Origin of the sequence: Acinetobacter sp. Gutcm_16 (assembly GCF_028649355.1) — a bacterium.
GTDB lineage: Bacteria > Pseudomonadota > Gammaproteobacteria > Pseudomonadales > Moraxellaceae > Acinetobacter > Acinetobacter johnsonii.
In genome coordinates, this window is the sequence record NZ_JAQSUV010000031.1 from 99768 (window position 1) to 124177 (window position 24410).

The 24410-nt window shown below is 38.2% G+C and carries 27 protein-coding genes, 1 tRNA gene and 1 pseudogene; 23 read left to right on the forward strand and 6 right to left on the reverse strand.

The features are described from left to right. Positions 1–18: 18 nt before the first annotated feature. The 5 genes from PTT44_RS08910 (at position 19) to PTT44_RS08930 (ending at position 6307) form a co-directional block, all read left to right on the forward strand. Positions 19–1134 carry an ABC transporter permease gene (locus tag PTT44_RS08910; RefSeq protein WP_168159738.1) on the forward strand — a complete coding sequence of 372 codons (1116 nt, stop codon included), beginning with the start codon at positions 19–21 and terminating at the stop codon, positions 1132–1134. Positions 1135–1308: 174 nt separating this feature from the next. Next, positions 1309–1953 carry an RluA family pseudouridine synthase gene (locus PTT44_RS08915; RefSeq protein ID WP_168159737.1) on the forward strand — a complete coding sequence of 215 codons (645 nt, stop codon included), beginning with the start codon at positions 1309–1311 and terminating at the stop codon, positions 1951–1953. Between the two features lie 136 nt (positions 1954–2089). Further along, entirely contained in the window at positions 2090–4927 is a 2838-nt protein-coding gene (gene rapA / locus PTT44_RS08920; protein WP_168159736.1) for an RNA polymerase-associated protein RapA, read from the forward strand. 160 nt (positions 4928–5087) lie between these two features. Then, complete coding sequence (locus PTT44_RS08925; RefSeq protein ID WP_004980182.1) at positions 5088–5354, forward strand: PAAR domain-containing protein; 267 nt, start codon at positions 5088–5090, stop codon at positions 5352–5354. Positions 5355–5491: 137 nt separating this feature from the next. Next, positions 5492–6307 carry an alpha/beta fold hydrolase gene (locus PTT44_RS08930; RefSeq protein ID WP_168159735.1) on the forward strand — a complete coding sequence of 272 codons (816 nt, stop codon included), beginning with the start codon at positions 5492–5494 and terminating at the stop codon, positions 6305–6307. A gap of 38 nt (positions 6308–6345) precedes the next feature. Here PTT44_RS08930 and fabR read toward each other — a convergent pair whose 3' ends face one another. Next, positions 6346–7041, reverse strand: a complete 696-nt coding sequence (gene fabR, locus PTT44_RS08935; RefSeq protein ID WP_168159734.1) for an HTH-type transcriptional repressor FabR — start codon at positions 7039–7041, stop codon at positions 6346–6348. A gap of 140 nt (positions 7042–7181) precedes the next feature. On the opposite strand from fabR, the gene PTT44_RS08940 reads away from it, so the two are divergent. Both PTT44_RS08940 and PTT44_RS08945 read left to right on the forward strand, forming a co-directional pair. Further along, the gene (locus tag PTT44_RS08940) at positions 7182–8249 is read left to right on the forward strand and encodes a ferredoxin reductase (protein ID WP_168159733.1); all 1068 of its coding nucleotides are present in this window, start codon (positions 7182–7184) and stop codon (positions 8247–8249) included. A 14-nt stretch (positions 8250–8263) separates the two neighbouring features. Next, complete coding sequence (locus PTT44_RS08945) at positions 8264–9358, forward strand: fatty acid desaturase family protein (protein ID WP_168159732.1); 1095 nt, start codon at positions 8264–8266, stop codon at positions 9356–9358. Positions 9359–9393: 35 nt separating this feature from the next. Here the strand turns inward: PTT44_RS08945 and PTT44_RS08950 are convergent, their stop codons facing one another. The 3 genes from PTT44_RS08950 to PTT44_RS08960 all read right to left on the reverse strand — a co-directional run bounded on the left by PTT44_RS08950 (position 9394) and on the right by PTT44_RS08960 (position 11583). After that, entirely contained in the window at positions 9394–9594 is a 201-nt protein-coding gene (locus PTT44_RS08950; RefSeq protein WP_010326552.1) for a hypothetical protein, read from the reverse strand. Between the two features lie 160 nt (positions 9595–9754). Continuing rightward, positions 9755–10411: an HAD-IB family hydrolase gene (locus PTT44_RS08955; protein WP_273795620.1), complete on the reverse strand. Its 657-nt coding sequence runs from the start codon at positions 10409–10411 to the stop codon at positions 9755–9757. Further along, positions 10378–11583, reverse strand: coding sequence for a DUF1615 family protein (locus PTT44_RS08960; protein ID WP_168159730.1), 1206 nt, complete (start codon positions 11581–11583; stop codon positions 10378–10380). The genes PTT44_RS08955 and PTT44_RS08960 overlap by 34 nt, the downstream gene beginning before the upstream one ends. Positions 11584–11992: 409 nt before the next feature. On the opposite strand from PTT44_RS08960, the pseudogene PTT44_RS08965 reads away from it, so the two are divergent. The 10 genes and pseudogenes from PTT44_RS08965 (at position 11993) to PTT44_RS09010 (ending at position 16571) form a co-directional block, all read left to right on the forward strand. Then, positions 11993–13155 (forward strand): annotated as a pseudogene (locus PTT44_RS08965) (type I restriction endonuclease). A gap of 271 nt (positions 13156–13426) precedes the next feature. Next, positions 13427–13642 carry a hypothetical protein gene (locus PTT44_RS08970; RefSeq protein WP_148826229.1) on the forward strand — a complete coding sequence of 72 codons (216 nt, stop codon included), beginning with the start codon at positions 13427–13429 and terminating at the stop codon, positions 13640–13642. A gap of 277 nt (positions 13643–13919) precedes the next feature. After that, the gene (locus PTT44_RS08975) at positions 13920–14129 is read left to right on the forward strand and encodes a cold-shock protein (RefSeq protein WP_004693516.1); all 210 of its coding nucleotides are present in this window, start codon (positions 13920–13922) and stop codon (positions 14127–14129) included. Positions 14130–14271: 142 nt separating this feature from the next. Beyond that, positions 14272–14415 carry a hypothetical protein gene (locus tag PTT44_RS08980; RefSeq protein ID WP_224466390.1) on the forward strand — a complete coding sequence of 48 codons (144 nt, stop codon included), beginning with the start codon at positions 14272–14274 and terminating at the stop codon, positions 14413–14415. A gap of 2 nt (positions 14416–14417) precedes the next feature. Then, positions 14418–14753 carry a GNAT family N-acetyltransferase gene (locus PTT44_RS08985; RefSeq protein WP_273795621.1) on the forward strand — a complete coding sequence of 112 codons (336 nt, stop codon included), beginning with the start codon at positions 14418–14420 and terminating at the stop codon, positions 14751–14753. 236 nt (positions 14754–14989) lie between these two features. After that, positions 14990–15277 carry a head-tail connector protein gene (locus PTT44_RS08990; RefSeq protein ID WP_010326555.1) on the forward strand — a complete coding sequence of 96 codons (288 nt, stop codon included), beginning with the start codon at positions 14990–14992 and terminating at the stop codon, positions 15275–15277. Between the two features lie 255 nt (positions 15278–15532). Continuing rightward, the gene (locus PTT44_RS08995; RefSeq protein ID WP_168159729.1) at positions 15533–15817 is read left to right on the forward strand and encodes a hypothetical protein; all 285 of its coding nucleotides are present in this window, start codon (positions 15533–15535) and stop codon (positions 15815–15817) included. An 89-nt stretch (positions 15818–15906) separates the two neighbouring features. Next, positions 15907–16032, forward strand: coding sequence for a hypothetical protein (locus PTT44_RS09000; protein WP_017397253.1), 126 nt, complete (start codon positions 15907–15909; stop codon positions 16030–16032). A gap of 77 nt (positions 16033–16109) precedes the next feature. Next, complete coding sequence (locus tag PTT44_RS09005; protein ID WP_080543902.1) at positions 16110–16397, forward strand: hypothetical protein; 288 nt, start codon at positions 16110–16112, stop codon at positions 16395–16397. A gap of 97 nt (positions 16398–16494) precedes the next feature. Next, positions 16495–16571 (forward strand) — tRNA-Met (locus PTT44_RS09010). Between the two features lie 189 nt (positions 16572–16760). Here the strand turns inward: PTT44_RS09010 and PTT44_RS09015 are convergent. Then, positions 16761–17132, reverse strand: a complete 372-nt coding sequence (locus PTT44_RS09015) for a winged helix-turn-helix transcriptional regulator (protein WP_168159728.1) — start codon at positions 17130–17132, stop codon at positions 16761–16763. A gap of 99 nt (positions 17133–17231) precedes the next feature. Between PTT44_RS09015 and PTT44_RS09020 the strand changes: the two genes are divergently transcribed. Next, positions 17232–18233: a zinc-binding alcohol dehydrogenase family protein gene (locus tag PTT44_RS09020; protein WP_168159727.1), complete on the forward strand. Its 1002-nt coding sequence runs from the start codon at positions 17232–17234 to the stop codon at positions 18231–18233. A 232-nt stretch (positions 18234–18465) separates the two neighbouring features. Further along, complete coding sequence (locus PTT44_RS09025; RefSeq protein ID WP_168159726.1) at positions 18466–20826, forward strand: TonB-dependent receptor; 2361 nt, start codon at positions 18466–18468, stop codon at positions 20824–20826. Positions 20827–20970: 144 nt separating this feature from the next. Here the strand turns inward: PTT44_RS09025 and PTT44_RS09030 are convergent, their stop codons facing one another. Continuing rightward, on the reverse strand, positions 20971–21552 hold the full coding sequence (locus PTT44_RS09030; RefSeq protein ID WP_168159725.1) for a hypothetical protein: 582 nt from the start codon (positions 21550–21552) through the stop codon (positions 20971–20973). Between the two features lie 435 nt (positions 21553–21987). Between PTT44_RS09030 and PTT44_RS09035 the strand changes: the two genes are divergently transcribed. From PTT44_RS09035 to dusB, 4 genes are all read left to right on the forward strand, one after another. Then, the gene (locus PTT44_RS09035) at positions 21988–22197 is read left to right on the forward strand and encodes a cold-shock protein (RefSeq protein ID WP_004693506.1); all 210 of its coding nucleotides are present in this window, start codon (positions 21988–21990) and stop codon (positions 22195–22197) included. A 106-nt stretch (positions 22198–22303) separates the two neighbouring features. After that, positions 22304–22531, forward strand: a complete 228-nt coding sequence (locus tag PTT44_RS09040; protein ID WP_168159724.1) for a hypothetical protein — start codon at positions 22304–22306, stop codon at positions 22529–22531. A gap of 191 nt (positions 22532–22722) precedes the next feature. Then, complete coding sequence (locus PTT44_RS09045) at positions 22723–23229, forward strand: cytochrome b (protein WP_168159723.1); 507 nt, start codon at positions 22723–22725, stop codon at positions 23227–23229. A gap of 150 nt (positions 23230–23379) precedes the next feature. Next, entirely contained in the window at positions 23380–24405 is a 1026-nt protein-coding gene (gene dusB / locus PTT44_RS09050) for a tRNA dihydrouridine synthase DusB (RefSeq protein ID WP_168159722.1), read from the forward strand. Positions 24406–24410 lie beyond the last annotated feature (5 nt).

Below are 24410 nucleotides of genomic sequence, written 5' to 3' on the forward strand. Positions count from 1 at the left end.
GAAAGGAAGAATGGTGTTATGGCAACGTTAATGCGCTGGTTTCGTTATCTTTGGGTGCTAACCCGAAAAGAGTTTTTAGCCATTTTAGCCGATCCTGCCAATCGGGTGACCTTAATCGCGCCTGTATTTATCCAAGCGGTCTTGTTTGGTTATGCCGCAAGTTATGATGTGAATCATGTTGATTATGCTGTGCTGGATCAAAGCCGAAGCCAAAGCTCACAACAAGTTTTAGCGCATTTAGATGGTTCAGGAATTTTTAAACGAACAGCAGATTTGCAGAATAATCAACAAATCCAACAGGTGATTAATGATCGAACAGCCTTGGCGGTCATCATCATTCCTGCTGATTTTGAGGATAAGCTCAATAATCAAGAGTCTTCGCCGATTCAAGTGATTCTAGATGGGAGAAACTCATCGACCGCAAGTATGGCGGGCTCCTACATCAGCAGTGTGGTGGGGCAGGTCAATCAAGAACGTTTGGGAACCAACTCCGCGATCACGGTACAAGCGCGGACATGGTATAACCCGAATGTCGAGTCGAGATGGGGCATCATGCCCTCTCTGATTGCAACTTTAAGTATGATGCAGACGCTTTTACTTTCGGCACTTTCAGTAGCACGCGAGCGTGAACAAGGGACTTTTGATCAGCTCTTAGTGACACCTTATACCCCGACGCAGATTATGATTGGTAAGGCCATTCCGCCGATTATTATTGGGGTTATTCAATCTTCCATTATTTTGGCAATTATTCTGTTCTGGTTCCAGATCCCGATGAATGGCTCCTTGACCTTACTTTATTTTGGACTATTTGCCTTTAACATTGCGGTTGTGGGGGTGGGACTGTCGATTTCAGCAATTGCACTGAATATGCAACAAGCCATGCTGTATACTTTCTTTTTGATCATGCCTTTGACACTTTTATCTGGTTTACTAACTCCTGTACAAAATATGCCAGAAGTGTTGAATTGGCTGACTTATGCCAACCCGCTACGCTTTGGCATAGACTTGGTACAACGGGTGTATTTGGAAGGTGCGAGTTTTGCGCAAGTGAAATGGGACTTTGTACCAATGTTAATATTAGCCATAATTACCTTGCCTTTGGCTGCGTGGTTATTTAGAAATCGTTTGTCATAATAGAGTGATATCTCTATGTCTCACTTATCGATACAGACTGTGATTCGGCGTTTGACGTTAAATAATGCAATCAATATCGGTTCCTGATTAAAAAAAACGATTTTTGCATTGTATTTATGGCTTAAGCTTTTTATTATTGCCCGCTTGTTTTCGCGATCAGCTTGGAATGGAACCTTGAGTAATTTTCTAACCGAACACCTGATTCATCGAGATGAAGACTTTATGGTCATCCATAAGCCTGCAGGTATACTCACCGTTCCGGGGAAGACACAAGACTTACAAGATTGTATGATCAATCGTTTAGTCAAACTAGAACCTAAAACTCTACTGATCCACCGTCTTGATCGCGATACCTCGGGTATCTTGGTTTTTGGTCTCAGTCGTTGGGGACAAAAATCCATTTCTCGTCAGTTTCAAGAACGCCAAACCGATAAAACCTATCAAGCGATTGTGGCTGGTCATTTAGATGGTCAGGGCACTGTTGATGTGCCTGTGATTTATGATCCATCCCGTCCACCGTTACATATTGCAGAGCCCAGTCATAACAAGCCTGCTGTGACGGAGTGGAAAGCCATTGAACATTTTGAAATACAGGGTCAGCCCGTGACTCGTGTGGCGCTCACCCCCATTACAGGGCGCTCGCATCAACTTCGTGTACATATGCAGTTTTTAGGTCATCCTATCGTGGGAGATACGCTTTATGCTGCGCCTGACCAGCAAGATTTGATGCCGCGTTTGTGTTTACACGCAGAGCGTTTGAGTTTTCATCATCCCCAAACCAATGAACGTATCGAATTTATTTGTCCAGTACCATTTTAAGTACGTGGAATCATCAAATTTGCTCACTTTTTTAGTGAGCTTTATGTCAAAATATATTGCTTAAAGGTGTATAATTTTGCTCAAATATCAAACAATGTTTGAGCATTAAATTTGCAGTCCTAACTTGTAGATAAAGGTGGAAAAATTGCAGCAGTTTGCTATTGGTCAACGTTGGTTATCAGATACTGAAACGGAACTAGGTCTAGGAGTTCTTATTGATGTAGATGAGCGATCTGTCAGCATCTTATTCCCTAAAAGTGATGAAACACGTGTTTATGCACGGAATAATGCACCTTTATCACGTATCATTTTTAACGTGAACGATGAATTACAAGATCAAGAAGGCACCAAGTGGACGGTTGAATCACATGAAGACCGTCATGGTGTGGTGCGTTATAATGTTGTTCGTCGCTTAGAAGATGGCACGGAAGAACGTAAATCACTGAACGAGACTCGCATTGGTGCTCAAATTCAGCTGTCTAAACCGCTTGATCGCCTATTGGCAAGTCAAATTGACTATAAAGAATGGTACGACTTACGTATTGAAGCGATGCTGATGCAAGCCAATATGAAGTCGAGCCCTTTACGTGGCATGGTTGGTTCACGTGTCGGTTTGATTCCTCATCAGCTGTATATTGCACACGAAGTGGGTCAACGTTTTGCACCCCGTGTCCTTTTAGCCGATGAAGTGGGCTTAGGTAAAACCATTGAAGCTGGATTAATCATCCATCAACAGCTTAAAACGGGCCGTTCAGAACGCATCCTAATTTTGGTACCTGATTCACTGCAATATCAGTGGATGATTGAAATGCGTCGTCGTTTCAATTTGAACTTCTCATTATTTGATTTAACCCGTACGGCTTCAATCAAAGAACATGATCCTGAACTGAATCCATTCCTGACTGAACAATGCATTATTGCGTCAATCGATTTGATGATTGACCATGATGACTTGCGTGAACAAGCCCTAGAAGCTGGTTTTGATCTGTTGGTGGTCGATGAAGCGCATCACTTGATGTGGAATGAAGAAGATGGTGGTAATGACCGCTATGACTTGATCGAAGAGTTAGCAGAGAAAACTCCGGGTGTTTTACTGTTAACGGCAACTCCAGAACAGCTGGGTGTGGAAAGTCACTTTGCACGTTTACGTTTACTTGACCCACAGCGTTTTAGTTCGCTGGATCGTTTCTTGGATGAAGAAACCCAGTATCAACAAACTGCAAAAATTGCGGAAGTACTGATGTCAGATATGCCACTTGAAGAAGGGCATTTAGCTGCATTAGAAGGTTTGCTAGGGCATCGCATTGAAGATGCACCAGAACAACGTTTCCGTGCCATTCATGAGCTTTTAGACCGTCATGGTACAGGGCGTATTTTGTTCCGTAATACCCGTGAAGCCATTCAAGGTTTCCCAGGTCGTGACTGTCAGCCTGCACCTTTGCCTGCACCAGAAAACTGGTCTAAAGATGGTAAATTGCGTGAACAAATGTGGCCAGAAGAAGCACAGCTTGACGGTGCGTGGATGGAAGCTGACTCGCGTGTCATGTGGCTCATGGAAAAACTACGTACAGACTTAAAACATAAAAAAGTGTTGCTTATTGCACGTACTGGTCCCGTGGTTGAAGCACTTGAAAATGTACTCCGCTTACATGCAGGTATTCGTACGGCAATGTTCCATGAAGGCATGAGTTTGCTCGAGCGTGACCAAGCGTCGGCTTACTTTGCTGAAGAATCTTATGGTGCACAAATTTTACTGTGCTCTGAAATTGGTTCTGAAGGTCGTAACTTCCAGTTTGCATCAGATTTGATTTTATTTGACTTGCCTGCAAACCCAGATGTACTTGAACAACGTATTGGTCGTTTAGACCGTATTGGTCAAGAAAACCGGATTCAAATTCATGTGCCGTATCTAATTGGTACAGCGCAAGAACGTATGTTCCGTTGGTATAACGAAGCATTAAATATTTTCAGTAATATCTCGCCAACTGCGCAAACTTTACAAGAAAACTTTATTGTTGAATTGAAAGATTGTTTACTGACAGATAAAGGTCAGCAGTTTGATGACTTACTCGAAGCAGTTAGCGTGCAACGCGAAGCCTTAGAAGCAGAGTTACAATCTGGTCGCGACCGTTTGCTTGAATACAACTCGTGTCGTCCAATTGTGGCGCAAGAAATTGTACAAGCGCTTGAGTCTTATGATGACAACACCACTTTGCCAATGTTTATGAAACGCTTTATGGCGTCGACAAACATTGATTTTGACGAGCAAAGCAACGGTACAGTCATCATTAAACCAACCGATCAAATGCAAGTTCAAGGTTTAACCTTGGACGAAGAAGGTATGACTGCGACCTTCTACCGCGATCAAGCTCAGATACGTGAAGATGCTCAGTATTTAACCATTGAACATCCATTTACTGAAAGTGTGATGGAAATGATCAACACTCAAGGTTTTGGTAGTACCAACGTTGCAGTGTTGAAGTCAGCGGCTTTACCACAAGGTTCTGTGTTGTTAGAAGTGTGGTTTAAGGTCGATGTGGTTGCACCGAAAGCATTGAATTTGCCTTCAAGCTTACCGCAGCAGCTGGTTCGCGTTTTGTTGAGTGAAAAGGGTCAAGACCTGTCGCAGAAAATTGCACCTGAAATTTTAAAACCGTACTTGCATCATTTGGATGGTAATAGCTGTCGTCAAGTCGTGAAAGCACGCCGTGAAGTGATTGAGCAGCGTTATGTACAAGCTTTAGAGCTTGCACGTGCGGCTTTACCGAGCTTTGTGCAACAAGCGAAAGAAGTCTACGGCAGTAAGTGGCAATACGAAATTGACCGCCTGACTTACTTAAAGCAGTTTAATCCGAGTATTCGTGAAGATGAAATTTTGCGCCTACAAAAACTGCAAAAAGAAGGTCTGGGTTTGCTAGATGGCCTATCGGTTACACCAGAAGCAATTCAAGTGATGGTTGTGGTTAAACCATAATCACAATTGCTGTATGAAAAGCACCTTCGGGTGCTTTTTTAATGAATCCTTAAAAAAGGGATGTCTAAGTTGTATTTGAAAAGTAATCCATTGAAATTTTAAGCGCTTGCTTATGCTAGAATTTTCGCCATTAAAACTCTAATGTATCGAACAATAAATTATGTCTAAAGCTCTAGTAACAATGGGTTCAAAAACAACACATGGTGGCATCGTCACTGAGTGTGAAAATAGTTTTGTGATCAATGGTATTGCTGTGCACTTAAATGGAATGAAGCACTTTTGTCCTAAGTGTCGAATGGTGGTTTCTGCGATTGCAGCAGATCAGAGTACAACGGTCTTGGGGCGTGCTGTGGTGATTGCAGGAGACAAAACCAACTGTGGCGCTACTTTTTTAGCTAATCAGAACTTAACTGTTTCTGCAAAGTGATCTCAGATCTATCCCAGAATATTTTTAAAAATTGGCCGAAGTGATCAAAGTCCATGACTTAGGATTCATCCTGCGTCATTTCGTTTAGTTTGAAAAACGATTATGGTAAAGATGCTATAAAAATAGATTTGAATGACATGAGCAAACCAGCCTTACACTTTACCCATGCAAACGGCATTCCCTCGGGCAGCTATCAAAAATTTTTCCAGTTTTTAAATAAAGATTTTGATGTCAAAGCGATCCCGATGATTGGCCTAGATCCGCACTATCCTGTGAAATACCGTTGGGAAGCGTTGGTGGACCAAGTTATTTCGGATATTGAACGGCAGTTTCCACGGCAACAAGTGATTGGTTTAGGGCATTCTTTTGGCTCTTTACTCACGCTTATGGCGGCTTATAAAAAACCACAGTTGTTTTCGCAAGTGATTATCATGGACCCACCGTTTGTGATTGGTTCCAAGGCCTTTTTATTTGAAGCGTTACAAAAGCTGGGATCAAAGTCCATTGAAAAACTTACCCCCGCTGCGGTGACCGTCAAACGTCGTGATCATTGGGAAAGTATTGAGCAGGCCAGTCAGGCGCTCAGACCGAATCGTATTTTTAAAGACTTTGATGAACAGTGTTTTGCGGACTTTATGGCGTGCGGTTTAAAAAGTGATCCGACTCGAAATGGGGTGACGCTAACCATTCCCAAACATACTGAAGCTGAGATCTTCAGGACAGTGCCTGCATGGTGGTGGCGTACCCCACGCAAAGCACCTAATATGCCAATTCATGTGCTGACTGCCAGAGACAGCCATTTCTATAAGCAAGGTTTACCCCAAGGAATGAAAAAAACCTATGCGATTGACTATAGCGTGCTTGAAGGTGGGCATATGTTTCCACTGGAACAACCGAAACAGACCGCTGAATTCGTGCACCAGCTCATTAAAAAGCAACAGCGAAACAAATAAGAAGATATTTCAGCGAATCTGTTGGGTGTAATCACAGGTTAGCGAATCATCGCTTCATCCAAATGACGTGAACCTTCCAAAATCATGCGAATCATGATCATGGTTTGTTCAGCCATTTTTTTACGCTCTACACTTGGCATATCAATCACTTTGGCACCCATATTGAAGACCAATTGGGTGATTGCCATGGACACCAATTCAGGGTGGAAGAGTTTGCTATTATTTAAACGTTCTAAACGAATTAAATCATCTTTGAGTTCTTGTTGGAAATAATTTAACTGTTTTTCGACCGCATTTTTATAAGATGCCGAACCCGTATATGCTTCGCGTAATAGCAGGCTTAAGTTGCCGTCATCAGCATCCAGTTGTTCAATAAAAACTTCAACTGAGCTACGAATAATACTTTCTTGGCGAATGGCCTTAATCCGTGCTTCATGCAAAATTTGGCGTAGCACAACACCTGCACGTTCAATCAACTCAATAGCAAGTTCATCGGTATCTTTAAAATGACGATAAAAACTATTCGGCGCAATGCCTGCTTCACGTGCAACTTCGCGCAAACTTAAGGATGCAATACTTTTTTCAGGACCAATCAAATTTAAAGCAGCTTGAAACAGTTCATCTTTTGTAATCGTTGCTTTTCGACCAACACTACGTGCAAGCACTGGTGCATGTTTTTTTGAAGCTTCATGCTCTGTGTTGGTTGTATGGGTTTGAATGGTGGTCGGTGTCATATTTATCAAGCAATTAAATCAATCGGTTCATTATAGCCCCACTGGTCGGCATTGTGAAACGAAACGAAACAATCAGAGTATATATACAAATATATATACATGTGTATAATAATTCAAAATCTATGGCGTGGTCCTTTACTATGCAGATCCTTGAAAAAACTAAATCTCCTTTAACTGAGTATGCTGAGAGTGTTATAGACCGACACACAGCTAACTTTTGGCTTCAAAAAATCAACCCACTTTGGTCGATACACCAAGCTTTGGGTAAAGTGGTAAAAAAAGAGCAAGTTGCACACGATATGGTGAGTTTAACGCTGCAAACCAATCGTCATTTTCAAATGGGGCAAGCGGGACAGCACCATCCTGTATATGTCGTGGTTCAAGGCGTACGTTATGAACGTACCTATAGTTTGACCCAGATTGATGCGCAACATGTCTTACTGAATGTAAAAATGGTAGATCAAGGCAAGGCAAGTCATTGGCTATGTGAGCAGGCTCAAATCGGCGACGTTTTAGAGTTCGGCCAGCCTTATGGCGATATGCAATTGACTGTAAATGATCAACAGTTAATTTTACTTGCTGCGGGCAGTGGTATTACCCCCATGCTGAGTTTACTGAAACGTTTAGAGAAGACCGCTAAGCTTAAAAAGCAGCCTGTACATTTGATGTATTGGGTGAAAAAACATACTGATGCAGCTTTCAAAGCATATTTTGAGCAGTTGGCAGCACAATACACAAACTTCACATTCAGCATGTTTTATACCCAAGAGTCAGATGAAGGTGAGCGTTTAAATCAAAACCATGTGTCTAGATTGGATCAGATTGAAAATGCAACGGTATATGCATGTGGCCCTTCAGGGTTTGTGGCTACGGTTGAGCAGCTTTTCGCTCATGCCAACACCTTAAAAACTGAAGCATTTAGCATGAGTCCATTTGCAAATGATGATGTTGGTTTTGTGAATATTACCTTAACAAAGTCGAAGAAGATTTTAAGCATTCCCAAAGGCCAATCCATTCTTGCAAGTTTAGAACAGCAAAATGTGAAGCCTCAGCATGGCTGCCGTATGGGAATCTGTAATAAATGTGCTTGCAACAAAGTTGAAGGTTCAACCAAAAACTTGGTCAATGGTGCACAAAATTCTGAGCCTGGAAATTTTCTAAAAATCTGTGTCAATACGGCACAAACCGATCTTATTGTTGATTTATAAGGGGAATAAATACAATGAATATGCCTGTTAAAGTTGAATATTTTAAAAACCCGAAGAATCGTGAGTTAACGACATGTGAGTTAGATGAACTTGCGCGTGAGCTCGATGCCATTAAGCAAGAAGTACTGGATGATATTGGCGAGAAAGATGCGCAATATATTCGTCGTGTCTATGCAGCGGTGCGTTATGCATCTATTGCAGGTCGTGCATGTTTATTTGCAGGTTGGTTCCCACCTGCATGGGTGTTGGGCACGGGCTTGCTGAGTTTTGCCAAGATTATGGAAAACATGGAATTAGGTCATAACGTGATGCACGGTCAATATGACTGGATGAACGACCCTAAGTTTAATGGTCAAAACTATGAGTGGGACATCGTAGGTACAGCAGACAATTGGCGTCAGACTCATAACTATAAGCATCATACTTATACTAATATTAAAGGGATGGATGATGACATTGGCTATGGTCTGCTTCGATTATTCCCAGAACAACGTTGGAAACCGGGCTTTTTATTACAACCGATTTATAGCATTCCATTTTGTTTGTTATTCCAATGGGGCGTTGCGATCCAAAATTTGGAGTTAGGCAAATACTTCAAGGGGCGTAAAAGCAAAGCGCAGACTTTAGCTGAATGGAAACCGATGCAGCGCAAAATTGGTAAACAATTGTTTAAAGATTATGTGTTTTTCCCACTTATTGCAGGACCTGCGGCGTTGCCTGTGTTTACAGGGAATTTGGTTGCAAATGGTATCCGTAATATGTGGACATTTAGTGTGATTTTCTGTGGTCACTTCACCAAAGACGTTGAAGTTTTCCCGAAAAAAGTACTGGAAAATGAAAGCCGTGGTCACTGGTACATGCGCCAAATTCGTGGTTCGTCGAATTTAACTGGTTCAGAAGCATTCCATATTTTGACAGGGCACTTAAGTCATCAAATTGAGCATCACTTATACCCAGACGTACCTGCGCGTCGTTACCGCAAAATGGCACCGAAAGTACAAGCGGTGTGTGAAAAGTATGGCATTAACTATAACAATGCCAGCTTAGTAAAACAGTATGGTAGCGTCATCAAACGTATTGTGAAATATGCGTTTCCCTTTAAAAAGTAAGTAAAAAGCCACTTCATTTGAAGTGGCTTTTTTTGTTATTTACTAAATTGACGTAATGTCTTTACCAGATGATTGTAATCACCTTGTTTGGCGATATTGAGCACATGTTCAATTTCGTGTTTTAACCATTTTTGTTTTGAAGCATTAAAAGCGAACTGCGCCAATAATACAAAGGGACTTTCACCGAATTTGATCGAAAGACCTTTGACATACTTTGGTGGAGATAACTGTTCCATACTGATGCCTTTTTATAATTTAAGTGGAATGGTTCTCAAAATATTTTTATTAGGCAAAATTTATCATAAATATATTTTTTGGTAAATAAAACATGCTGAATTTTAATAATAAATATTTTTAAAAATTCAATATGGCTAATTATTAATCTGTGCTTAATAATTAACTTATTTGGCGCTGATTTGATGTATTTGACAAGTCAGGAAGACTTAAATCTGTCCCTACCAAGTAGCTAAAATCAGCCAAAGACAACATTTGTTTATCTTCAATACTGTTTCCATAAGCATAAACGGCATGATAACTATCCAGCGCATATTTTTCTTGGATACGTTGCGCTTTGTACTCACAGCTACAGTCAGCTGTCAGATAGCGTCCTGTATAGCGTTGCTGGTCTTGTTCAACTTGGGTACAGATCAGATCAATTGAGAGTATTTCACACACATATTTTAAATAGATATCAATTGAAGCAGAGACCAAAACCACATCATCACCCAAACTTTGGTGTTGCTTCAGTTGGCTATAAAGTGCTGGGTTAAGTCCTTTGATTAAGAGCTCAGCATAGCGTTTTGCATAAGCGTCAATTTCGCTCACTTCAGCTTGCTTAAACATCGCATGGAAGAGTTTGGAGCGCATATGATGCGCAGGATAAAAACCTAAATAAAAACTTTGAATATAAGGCAGAACTTTTAAGCCTTGTAGAGCAATATGCCGTTTTGAATGTACATAGAAGATGAACCCCGTAAAACTGTCTTTGTCATACAGGGTGCCATCAAAGTCAAATAAGGCTAGATTTTTATGCGCTTTGCACGTTGCATGCATGTTTGATAACGTCCATTGACACGAGTGGCAAACCAGTTGGTATTATAGTCACGGCTGAGCTTTGGACCAGAAATGACAACTTCTGGCATCATGGCATAGAAAGGTTCTTTTTTAGTGACTTCTTGATAAAGCTTAGCCACAGCGCGATAAGTTGCTGTGTCTTCAAACTTTTTCTCTTTTTCTTTTTTCAAGTCAGAACGAATTTGACGTGGCGTAACCAAAATATTGTGCTGAGCGAAAACACTGATGAGTTCGCGCTCTGATTGACTCTTTGCAGATTTAGGTGAGCCATCTTTGCCATAAAGTAATAAGTCACCGTCTAAATCAAGTTCAGCTTCAGTTAAGTCATTTAACATACTTTGGAAGGCTGCATTTCGACTTGAGTACATACCAGAGTTATAGTCGGCAAAACGGTAGAGCGGTTTGTCATAGTCAGCAGGGTACATCATCAGTCGGTGGATGCCGTAGTACAGACCACCATATTGGCTATAAAGGTCTGTACGTAGGTCAGCCATGCTGCCACCTTCACGTTTATTGTCTTTAGCATAGCCGATATGCACTTGCATTGAACCCAACGTAGTAATCGGGTTCATTTTTTCGCCCACGTCTTGACCGACAAGTTTAGCTGCACCTGTGAGTGCACTGACGTGATAGTGCTTTGACATATAGTCAAAAATTTCACGGTACAGTTCATCCAGTTCACGTTCTGTTTTAACGCGGCGCATTTGACTTAAATAGTTATCTTCAGGGCTTGGCTGCTCTTTTAAAACCTGTTGGAAATAACCTGCGATGGTGCCACCAATGGCATCGCCGAGCTTATCTTTAAATTTTTCATCTAAACGATCTTGGACTTCTTTAACCGCTTTTTCACCCAAACCATAAACTTGTGGATCTGCAACAAAGTTAGACTCTTGATCAACCACGGCAATGATCGAACATATATTCTCTTTATTTTGAGGAATACCAAACTGCTCTGAAATATCGTAAATATCTTCAGCCCATGAACGGCGGTCATTTACGCGTCCGGGAATGATGCGTGCGATTTGTTCAGCATTGAGCTTAGGCTCATCATCTGTCCACCATGAACGATCACCGCAGGCGGTTAAGCCTATAGATATGGTCAAGACACTTAGTGTTTTTAAACCAGAAGAAAGAAACAGCTTTTTATTCATAAACAGAGAACACATGATAAAAGGTGAGCCGAAACAGCAGGTGCAGTATACTATGTCGGTCGAAAAAGTGATGAATTTATATGTATATTGGTCGGTATCAACTGTCAAATCATTTGATTGTTGTTCCGATGGTAGGTGGGTTGAGTTGTTAAGACGAATGAATAGTATTCAGTCTGTTATCGGTTTTATTGTGGTGCAAAATTCGTGCAATAGATTGAGGGGGGGCTTAACTCATGACACTTCCATTTTTTTAAATTCTTTTTTAATAAATCAAACAGAAAATAGTTCAATGAATAGACTGTAATGACATTCTAAAAACAAATTTAAATTAATATTTGAAAAATAAAGTAAAAGGGTTAAGATCTAAAATTAGATCAAAAAATATACTTGCAATAATAATGAGGGGAATATGGAAAATTTTATTAATAGACTAAGAAGCCATATTGAGCATGTGAAAAAAGTAGGGGGCCACTGTACTACAGAAGAAACAACTAAACAGGCTTTAATCCTTCCTTTATTAGATATTTTAGCCCTTATGACCCGACCAAGGTACTTGCAGAATTTGCAGCTGATTTTCCAGGTGTGAAATCTACAGAAAGAGTTGATTATGCACTTTACTGTAATGGGCAACCTGTAATGTTTATTGAAGCAAAACCTTATGTTGCTAATTTAACGAATCATGCTCCGCAGCTGTCTAGATATTTTAACAGTAGTTTAGGGGTGACGATTGGCGCGATCACAAATGGTAAAGAATGGAGATTTTTTACTGATTTAATTAATCCAAATGTGATGGATGATAAGCCATTTTTAACAGTTGATTTTACGAAGAATAAAGCCGAGGATTTGACACAGCTAGCTGAGTTTAAACATGATAATTTTCATGTAGAAAAGCTACGCTTTTTTGCTGAAGAAAATCAATATATCCAGCAGTTTAAAACTGTAATAAAAAGAAGTATTAATGAAGTTGATATTGATTTTGTTCGCTATGTGGCTCAACAAGCAAGTATTCCTCGTCAATTGAACACTAAATTTTTAGAGTCAATTCAGCCTTTTGTAAAACAAGCTGTTGAGCAGTCAATTAGTGACACCGTTGTTAAAGGACTATCTTCTCCTACAATTATTACTGCCCAGCCAGTTGAACAAAAAGTAGAGGAGACTATTGAAATTATACCCGAAAGCTCAACACCATCTGATATTGTTAACCCTGAAAATGAAAGAATTGTGACTACTGTTGATGAACAGGAGTTAAGTCGTATTGTGACAGAGCTCTTTCCTGAAGTTGAATTGGTTGCTAAAGACACAGAAAGCTATTTTAGCGTGCTGTTTCAGAATAAAAATAATCGCTGGTTATTTAGATATGATGTAAATCGTAAGAGACCAACCATTCAGTTTGCAGTAGCAATTGATGACTATCGAAAAAAAGAGTTAGAGCGGGCAGGATTGGAAGTGCAAAATAACGGTCAAGTTTTTTTAGATAAACCTGAACACATATATAGAGCCGTAGGCATTTTAAAAGATTGCTTGGATTACTGTAGTAATGATGACAACTTTAAAAGAGCATCTAATTCCTAATAGAAAAAGCCACTTTATAAGTGGCTTTTTCATAGCACAATAAAACTTCATACTTGAGAGATAGGATAGGCCTTACTTTGTCATTACAAGTCATCCTTGGACGTGACTGTCGTGCAAAGATATCAAAATGATGTTTCTAATTTTTGATGAACTATGAACATAGAGTTATGGGCTACAGACAGAGCTTCGATAACAAGCTTCAAAAGCTTATCAAAAAGTAAGTTTTTTTATTTATGTTATAGTTCAATTGTTACTTAGCAGGTAGAACAATATGAATATCTGTATTGGTGGCGACTTGGATGGTCAAGTAGTTGTTGTGAATAAAATGCGATTTAATGCAAAAGAGATAGATCCAAATAAATCATCAAGCTATATCAAGCAAATGTATGTTAAGGGCGATCAAGTCTTTAATTTTTGGCGACATGCAGAAATGAAAATATGGGATGTTACTCATCAAGTTGAGTTGATTTTAGGAAAGAAAAACTAGCTAGAAGCGGGCAAATAAGCTTTATTCGCTTTTAGTGAAGATTTTCTTATCAATATGGATAAAAAGCATTTCATGTGGAGTTAGGTGGGAGCAATAAAATAATATGCTAAGGTCTATCTATTGCACGCTAAAAAGCTTATAGTGATAGTGTATCTGAATTATTTATTTTATTGTATTTACTAAAGTTATTTCGCAATTGATTCAACTCTGCGGTTTATCCGATGTATATGATTTAAAAGATTAATTCTTATATTTTTCAAAATTTAAGAGAATATTTATGTCAAACATTACAACTGGTACCGTTAAGTGGTTTAATGAAACTAAAGGCTTTGGTTTTATTTCTAGCGATACTGGAGAAGACGTTTTTGCACACTTTAGCGAAATCCAATCAAACGGTTTCAAAGTGTTGAATGAAGGTCAACGTGTTCAGTTTACGATTGTAGCTGGCAAAAAAGGCCCTCAAGCAAGCTCTATCACAGTAATCTAAGAATATTGTGAATTAAAAAACCCGCTTCAGTTAGCGGGTTTTTTAATGGCAGCTTGTTTACTATTCGTTGTTAAGATCCCGTAATTCCGCTGCCTTTAGGGATTGATAGAATCTTCAGTTAAACAGGTAACGATATGAGTTCATGGAAAAATTAGTTAGAAAAGCACATCAAAATGATTTAACAGACATCGCAGAAATTCATCACAAATCATTTATACGTCAAGCAGATTCTAAGCAATGGATAGCATCAACACTTGCGGCTTATCCTCGGTTTTTTGTCACGTAATCGTGCCTGATAAAACGGTTGGCTATATTTTTTGGGCTCAAAAGTCTGGCTTTCGAGAGGAAGTGATACTGGAACTAGATCAAATAGCGATCCATCCAGATTTTCAAGGTTTGGGATTAAGCAAAAAACTAATTATAGACTCGCTTAAGGACGTTGAGAATGAATTATTGCAAAGAAATCAGAAGATAAAAAACGTACTGGTGACGACAGGCGTGAATAACTTCGCAAGAAAAATTTATGAAGATTTGTTAGGTGCTCAAGAAGTTGCAATTATCTCTGATTTATATAGTGTACCTGAAGTTTATTTAAAAGCAGATCGAAAAGATTTAGTTTTTTAGCCTGAATGGCTTATTTAAAAAATATATGAACAAATATTAATTGATCTATAAGAAACTTTTGAAGGACTGATTAAGAATAGTAGAAAAATCCCTAGATAAAGGGATTTCAATGCCAAGTAATCAATATGAGAATAGGAATGAGGTGAAATTGTGATATTTGCTATGACACCGTAAAAGACTCTAGGAACGAGTTTAGTGATGAAGGTGTAAGCTGACTCGGAAAAATGGAGTGATCTATGAGTATTGTTGAATTACATGAAGTGAAGCGCCACTTACACTATGCCGATGATAGCAATGATGCCTCATTAAAAAGCTTTATTGTTGCTGCTGACGCTATAATTAAAAATTATATTACAGATAATTTTGGATCGGAATATCCATCTGCCATTAAACAAGCTGCTTTACTATTAATTGAATACTGGGAACAGCACAGAAAAGATGGGGGAGAGGTGTCTGTGAATGGTAACTACCTCCCGATACCCGTACTCTCTTTGCTTAATCTATATCGTAAGCCCACTGTTTGATAGGTGATGTAGATAATTGTATGTATCTTTAGGTAGGCATATTTGAAATTATGATAATTGTAATTGAGAATTATTTGCATTTATTGAGTTTGTGCGTTAGAATCAATTTCAAGAATAAAATAAAATTTAACAATGATGTTTCATTAACCCAGCTCTATTGATTCTCCAGAGGCTGGGTTTTTTATCTACTTTAACAAAGAAAAAAATTAGGTTAAATTATACCAATTGTTAAAATAAATATGAGAAGAATAGACCATGAATAAAAAATTTGAATTACATGTACTCAGCCAAATCTATGACTTTCTAATTGAAAGAGAAGGATTCACTGCTCTGAATCTTCATTTTAAGGTTATGGAATTTTTTAGGGAGTTACATGTAGGGGATAAGAGAGATTTTGTTATTTTGGCACCGAATAAAATTTCAGGTAATTTCGGTGAGGTTACTCATATTCATTTATTAAATATTCCACATTTCCATGAAAAGGACAAATTTATTCATTGGGCATATAAAGTTTTAAATGCCCAAGCGCCTAATCTGTGAAGAAAGAAAATAATATTGTTTCATAAATTAAACATTGAAATCTCTAGATTTTGATAAATTATATTTTTAAATTGTGCTAGGCAAAAATGATGAAAATATTTGCAATAGTAAGTTTAGTTTTAATGCTGGGATTAACGGCATGCCAAAAAAGAGATACAGATACGAAAGAGCAGGATAAAACCACAACGCCACATTCCATGGATAAAGATCAATAAGAAAAAGCTCGCCAAATGGTGGGCTTTTTAGATAGCTAAAATGGTATAGTAGTGCGGTCATTTAAGTACTTTTTTCTATGTCTGAAACCTATAAATACATTTACACCCAAATTAGTACATTTGGTTCATTGCCTACACATAAAGTTTTTATAAGTAGTGTAGGAAGGAAGACAAAATTAGTTTTTGCTGATAATACTTTTGTATATAGTACAGTTTCTGATTGGGCTTTAAGTCATTCGGGTCTTGATTCAAGGAAATCAATATGGTCTGAAGAGCCTAAGTCATTTTTAGACAGTGAAAAAACAAGATTAAGCATTTATAGAGCCTCACATCCAGCTTTCATCACTGAAGCAAGCATTGGCTAAGCGCTAGTATTTTGTATGCTGTTCATGTAATAACTGTTTATATTGCAAATAAAGTTTGCTTTGCGGGTGTTAAGGGCGTATAAAGCTAACTCGTTGATGCGGGATGGAGCAGTCTGGTAGCTCGTCGGGCTCATAACCCGAAGGTCGTTGGTTCAAATCCAGCTCCCGCTACCAACGAAAAAGATTCAAAGTTTATAGCCTAGTCTCTACAGATTAGGCTTTTTTTATGGCTTTTTAATTTTATACATAGTGGTTTATAAGAACGTGCTTTTATACAAGTTACTGGAATGGTGTGTAAGCAGTGAAAGTACAGTATTTCTAGAAAACGTTAGAGCTGTAAGTGACGTAAAACAGGTTTAAATTTTATTCCGATTCTAAAGGCATAATGGGTTTCCCAAATAAACCAATATTTTTATCCCCCCATTGTTTTAATGCAACCAAAATAGGTGCTAAAGAAGTGCCGAGTGTTGATAATCGATATTCTACTTTAGGAGGAACAACGGCATAAACCTTTCGTAGAATCAGTTGATCCTCTTCAAGTTCACGTAATTGTCTAGTGAGCACTTTTTGAGTGACATTTGGAATTTTCTTCCTCAGTTCATTAAACCTTAAAACGTCGTCTTCTAATAAATGCCATAAGATAATACTCTTCCATTTACCATCAAGTAATCCTATGGCAGCTTCAACAGAGCATCCTGGTGTGCAATCAAAACGCGAATGTTTTAGCTTACCCATTTCAATAGTATCCTTTTGGTAACTATAAGACGAATTTGTCTGTATAACTTAAAAAAGAATATTAAGTAAACTCAAATAACAAAACAAGAGGACAAGTGAATGAAGGCTATTTCTTATATTGACGGTATGGATCATGGATTTCAAAATCCACTAGTAGATATTGAAAAAGCGATGCCGAGCTTAAAAGATCGGGATTTGTTGGTTAAAGTCAAATCGATTTCGGTTAACCCTGTCGATACTAAGGTTAGACGAAACCCTGTCGTATCAGGCAACATGCGTATCTTAGGATGGGATGCAGTAGGTGAGGTTGTTGAGATCAGTTCTGGCGTGCAACATTTTAAAGTCGGAGATCAGGTCTGGTATGCAGGTGATTTAACTCGGGATGGGAGTAATGCTGAATATCAGGCAGTCGATGAGCGTATTGTTAGCTTAAAACCACAAAGTCTGAGTGATGCTGAAGCTGCTGCGCTGCCATTAACTGCTATTACAGCATGGGAAATGTTATTTGATCGTTTCAATGTTGATTTAGATCAATCTGATAATATTTTAGTGATTGGTGGGGCAGGAGGTGTAGGGTCTATTGCGATTCAATTACTCAAAGCGAAGACAAATTTAAAAGTTATTGCTACAGCATCTAGGGAAGAGACTAAAGCATGGGTTAAGTCTTTAGGGGCTGACTACGTCATCGATCATACCCAAGATTTAAACACGCAAATCAAAGCATTGGGTTTAGATGCACCTCGATATATTTTTTCAACCAATCAAACAGAAACGTATCTTCCTCAAATTTCTAAGCTTATCGCTCCACAAGGTAAGTTTGGTTTAATTGATGATCCAAAATCACTAGATATCGGCGAGTTTAAGTCTAAGTCAGTTTCTATACATTGGGAGTTCATGTTTACACGTTCAATGTTCAATACAACAGATATTGAACAACAATCTCAGCTATTACATCAGGTTGCAGAACTGGTAGATAACCACAGAATTAAAACCACGCTGAATCAGACTTTAGGCAAAATTAATGCACAAAATTTAAAACTAGCTCATGAGCTGATTGAATCTGGTCGAGCGAAAGGGAAAATCGTTTTGGAAGGCTTTTAATTAGTCTTAAGCTCAGCTTAAATAAGTGGGTTGATTTATAAGTTAAACACTTGAAATTATACATTTAGGATCAATATTCTGAGCAAGGCCATTCTAGGGTTCAGCGCACTAGGATGGCTGTCCTCTTTTCGAAATCCGTTTCACTCATGTACACATAACAAAGAGCCTTTAGAATAATTTTTTCAATTCATTTAATGTTATGTTATAACGTTTCTTTTTTGTGGGGTGAAAAATGAAACACACAACTTTGATGACGCTCATTTTGCTGGTTATTCAACAAGCACATGCAGAACAAAAAGTTACAGCTTTAGATCCTCTTATTTTTCAAGCGGAAAAGACTGAAGTGACTTTAGTCACTGTAGAAAAAGAGAGAGTCGAAACATCAAATACACTCGGAGATGCACTTAAACATGTCTCAGGGGTGCAAAGCACATCCTTTGGTCCAAACGCTGGCGCACCTGTGATACGCAGCTTATCAGGCAATAGAGTGAGTATCTTTGAGAATGGGCAAACCATTAATGGAATGAATGCCATAAGTGGTAATATTAATATTCCATTTGATCCACTCTTTACGAAAAGTATCACCGTTCATAAAGGCACGAGTTCAGTTAGATATGGGGGTAACGCCATTGGGGGGAGTGTGGATATTGATACTGGACTGATTTCAAAAGAGCTGGAGGATAAAAGTCGAAGTTTAGATATCGCTTATAAGAAAGGGTTTAATGATTTTAATGCCCACGGTATTCGTTTAAATGTAAACAATCAAAAAAACTTAAGCACAAATGTTCAGTTCTCAACCCAAAGTATTTCTTCATATAAAATACCTAGATCAAGTAAAGCCGCAGTATGCGATACAGCTGTTTTTCCGAGTACTGGCGGCGTAAATTCTGCTTTGGCCGATGCATGTCAAAGGGACTCTAGAATCTCAAATGTGTTTAATAAAGCGCATAATCAGTATTTAAATAAGCACGTTTTGGAAGATATCGCGAAGAACCCAGAAAATTTCTATGATTATTATGATGGTTTGGAGTCAGCTAAATACACAGATGAGGCAATCTCAAAACGGTATGTAAACGGTTCATTGAAAGAGTTTATTAATGATCCGAACCCTGATTATGTGCCGGACACAGCTAAGTATGTACAGAATAAAATTAACAATGATGTAACGCCGAATTATAAAAAGAAACTGGGTAACAGCTATGCCAGAAATGAAAACATGGCGATAGGGACAACCTATTTCTTAAACAATGGCTATATCGGCGTGAGTGCCGACTATAAAAGTAGTGAATATGGAGTTTCGGGTTTTTCTATGGAAAACAAATCTTTTCAGAGCTCTTATAGCGATGGCTTGCCAGTGGGTGTGAAAATCGAACAGAATCGTTTTGCCGTAGACTCACTGTTTAGAGAGCCATTAAGTTTGCTGAAGAGTGTGCAGCTAAAAGCATCTAGATTGTCAAACACATCTGGGGAGTACATTGGTGCAAGTAATGCCAATGAGTATAAATTTGATACTGATACAGCTGAGTTGGTATTTGAACACATGCCCTATAAAAACCTGACTGGAGAAATAGGAACGTCTATAAATGCCAGACAGGTTAAGGGCTCAGGTTTAGAACGTTATTTACCGAATGTGAATACAGTTTCTCATGCAATATTCATTCAGGAAAAACTAGATTTCAATAAATTTTCTTTTGATGCTGGTTATCGTGTCGAGAAAGTCAAACATGCGATTCAGGACCAGAGCTTTAAGTTGGCGCGTAATGCTTCAAATAGCACGCTTGAAGATCAGTCCTTTGGCCTGAATAGTTTTTATATCGGATCGGAGTTTAGATTTACAGACTATTTGGGTTTTAGACTTCAGTACAGTGAGTCTGAACGAGCACCCGAAATCAATGAGCTCTATGCCAGCAACCCTCACTACTCAGTCATGACCCAAGAAGAAGGAAATCAACAACTCAACAAAGAAGTCATGCAGGGTTTAGAGTTTACAACGACTCTGAATTGGGATTCGACCAATATTGCAGTTTCATTGTACCAAATGGATTTTGAGGACTATTTGTATTTGTCCCACTCAGGTGCCTCTATGCGGAACCGTTTACCACTGAAGTATTGGAAGCAAACCGATACAAACGTGAATGGTTTTGAGTTGGATATGAACCATACGTTTTCCCTCGACAATTTAGGGGACTTAAAAGTAGGTGGCTTTGCAGATTTGGTCAAGAATAAAGCGACAGATCCTGATCGTTTACGTTTAGCCAATGATGGAATCTATTTGCCCAATATGCCAACCAACCGCTATGGTGCAAATATTGAGTGGACATTAGAGAATTGGTCAGCGCGGCTGTCTAGTATTTATTATGACAAACCTCGTTACCTAGGTAAAAATGTGGGTGAGGAAGTATCGTTGCCTGCATACAATTTGCTCGATTTAGATATTCGTAAAAAAATGACGTTGAAAAACGCCAGTTTTGATCTTTTTATCAATGGTTCTAATTTGCTGGATGAAGATGCACGGCCGCAAAACTCTCCATTAAAATATATTGCACCCTTGCCAGGCCGAGCTTTCCAATTAGGCATAACGATGCATATTTAATATATTATCCTCACTATAAGTCTAGATAGAGCGCCGTGGGCGCTTTATCTTTATTCAAATTAAATAAAAGTAGTGCCTTGTGAGCATTAAAAATCTGAGGTACGGAGGATTTCGTATAGTTGTGATTATTTGAATACCCAAGAGTTATTTCACTGTTCCTGCTTTTTGCATTTCTTGGTAAAGCTGATCAAGATAATGTTGTTGTTGGAGGTTATCTTTAAAGTATCGTTGATAATTCACACTACAACTATCGATATCGGCGATATTATTGAGATTGAATGTCCAATCATCCGTATTTTTAACACGAATGCCTAAGTCATCACTACATTTTTGCCAAAGTTGAGAAAATCGTGTCTGCTTATTGCTTGGGAGTTGGTTGAAACGTGCATAAACGCTGAAGCCTTTCATTTCTGAGTTAAAATATTTGTGAATAAAACCAATGGGTACACCAGCCCAATTCATTGATTGATCTTCTGGGAAGGAAATTCTGATGAGTTTTTTTTCGTTCAGTAATGAATCTTGTTGGCCTGATTTAAAATGTTGTTCTTCATATTCTAGTTTTGTGCCTATAGGTACATTGATCTTTTTCACGATCATTGATTGTGTCGTGATGTAATAAGGATAATCAGGCCGACCATTGCCGCCTGTAGGGTTCATATTGCCAACACATGCTCCCAAATTTGAGAGTAGGGCGATGCAAAAGATTAATCTAACTTTATTATTCATTATTGATCCTAAAAAAACTTTATTTAAAGGCTATTTTATTTATCCAGAATGAACCCATAGTACACCCTATGTGAAACGTTTGAAATTTCATCTCTAGCCTCAATGTTTTGGCTCAAGCTATTCTAAAGCTCAACATACGACTAAGGCTTTTTTAGATGCTATGACTTCTATTTTTAAGGACGATTCAATTCATTGCAGGGAATACCTAATATAATTAAAATTTATGACAGCTATAAATAACTTGAATATTTATTTATTCCATGTATACTTGACTTAACTAGAAAAAAGTAATGTTTAGTAAATCTTCTTTAAGTATCGCAGTTTTAGTCATAATCCTCCGTTGTTTCAGATCTTAAGCTCCACTTTTATTATTTTCAAAGTTATATCTAGTCATTTATTTTTGACTAAAATTATTAAAATTCAGCAGGATATATTATGTCTACTACAGTTACCGGTACAGTTAAATGGTTTAATGAAACTAAAGGCTTTGGTTTCATTCAACAAGAATCTGGTCCAGATGTTTTTGCTCACTTTCGCGAAATCGCTAGTTCAGGCTTCAAAACATTGCATGAAGGCCAACAAGTGTCATTCAGCATAGAGCAAGGTCAAAAAGGCCCAAATGCTGTAAATATTGTTGCTTTATAAGAAGCATTAAATATAAAAAAGCACTGAACAGTGCTTTTTTAATGACTAAAAATTATTAATTAAATATTTATTCCTTGTTGGGATATATGAAAAAAAATGGTGGAAATTGAAAAAACTTAATACATTAATTGCTAAATCTTCAAATGGTACTGAAATTATAGTCTCGTTAATTCCTCTAAATAAAATGCAAAATACCCGTGATGGATTGAAATCTATTGAAGTGGGTAAGCGTGTGTTGCTTCAGTCTGGAATCGAAGTAGACTTAAATTTAGATGGTAGAACATTTTATACCGATTTAAATCAATTATTTAAATTTAACTATAAAGTTGCCTAACTAAATATTTGATTATATTTTTTTTAAAATAGATTGCTTTTTGAGTTGTGAAAGAGATCTATTGATTTTTAAGGTTTAAGTCAAGCCTAACCTTAATAAAAAGCTGAGCATTCTATTTTTCTTTACATTTTTTGTTTAAGCTTTTTTTAACAGCTCCGTTTTATAAAAATATTTAAAACTTAGGAAAAGCGATGAAGAATAACTATCCAAAACCTATAATAATCATGCATTGGATTACCTTTGTTTTAGTTGCAATGGTGTATCTGACTGCAGGTGATCCCACAATAACGGACTGGCAAGGCCAGATTCATGTTGCAGGTGGACTTTTAATATTTATCCTATTTTTCTTGAGATTAAGTTTTGTTTTTCTGTATAGAAAAAGTATTCCTAAAACAGAAATAATTAATTCTTACCAGATAATGTTATTTAAAATGGTCAGATTTTTCCTTTACTTAAGCCTATGTATCGTTCCAATAGCGGGCTGGATGACATTATCGAGTTTTACTGGTAGTTTCCAAGTTTTATCGTTAAATTTACCGCTTTTAAGCACTGTTTGGGGGAGTGACTATATTGCAGATGCGCATCAATTTTTAGGGAATCTCTTTATTACACTCGTGGGTTTACATGCCTGTGCGGCATTGATTCACCACTTCATTTTCAAAGATAACGTCTTAAAAAGTATGCTTTTTAAAAAATGATGTGATTTAGAGGCTATCTGATGGTTGCCTTTTAGGTTTGTCTGGCTTTTTTATATTTTGAGTACTTCATAGTCATAGAGCAGATGATAAAAGATGAGCCGAAAGTGTAGATGCAGTATACTGTGCCGGTCGAAAAAGTGATGAATTCATATGTATATTGGTCCGTATCAACTGTCAAATAATTTGATTGTGGCTCCGATGGCAGGCGTAACTGACCGTCCATTTAGGTCTCTGTGCAAATACTTTGGTGCAGGGCATGCTGTCAGTGAAATGATGACATCAGATCAAACGTTACGGATGAGTAAAAAAAGCTTATATCGTGCTAATTTTGATGGTGAATTGGCGCCTATTTCAGCGCAAATTGCAGGATCAGATCCCAAAGAGTTGGCGGAAGCTGCACGATATCAGGTCTCAAATGGTGCTCAAATTGTGGACATCAATATGGGATGTCCTGCCAAGAAAGTCTGTAATAAGCTGGCAGGTTCCGCACTTTTAAAAGATGAAGACTTGGTGGCTCGAATATTGGATGAAGTTGTTGCTGCAGTTGATGTACCTGTCACACTTAAAACTCGTTTGGGTTTCTTAAATGGTCATGAAAATATCTTACGTGTAGCGAAACGTGCTGAAGAGGCGGGTATTGCTGCGTTGGCGTTACATGGACGCACCCGTGAAGACATGTATTTGAACACGGCTCGTTATGATTTAATTAAGGAGGTTAAACAGCTGATTCGTATACCAGTGGTTGCGAATGGAGATATTGATAGTCCAGAAAAAGCCAAATATGTACTCGATTATACCGGTGCAGATGCAATTATGATTGGTCGCGCTGCGCAAGGGCGTCCATGGATTTTTCGTGAAATCGCACATTATTTGGAGACAGGTGAACATTTGGCAGCACCAAGTATTCAAGAAGTAAAAGAAGTTCTACTTGGACATCTTGCCGAACTGTATGCATTTTATGGGGAATATTCTGGCTGCCGAATTGCACGTAAACATATTGCTTGGTACACCAAAGGTTTACGTTCAAGTAATGAGTTTCGCCAGAACATGTACAAAGTGGAAAGTACAACTGAACAATTTAAAGTGGTCGCAGCCTACTTTGACCAATTACTCATTCATGGTGAAACCATGAATGACGTACAAGTTGAACAGGTCAATTTGCTGGAAACCAAATAAACAAA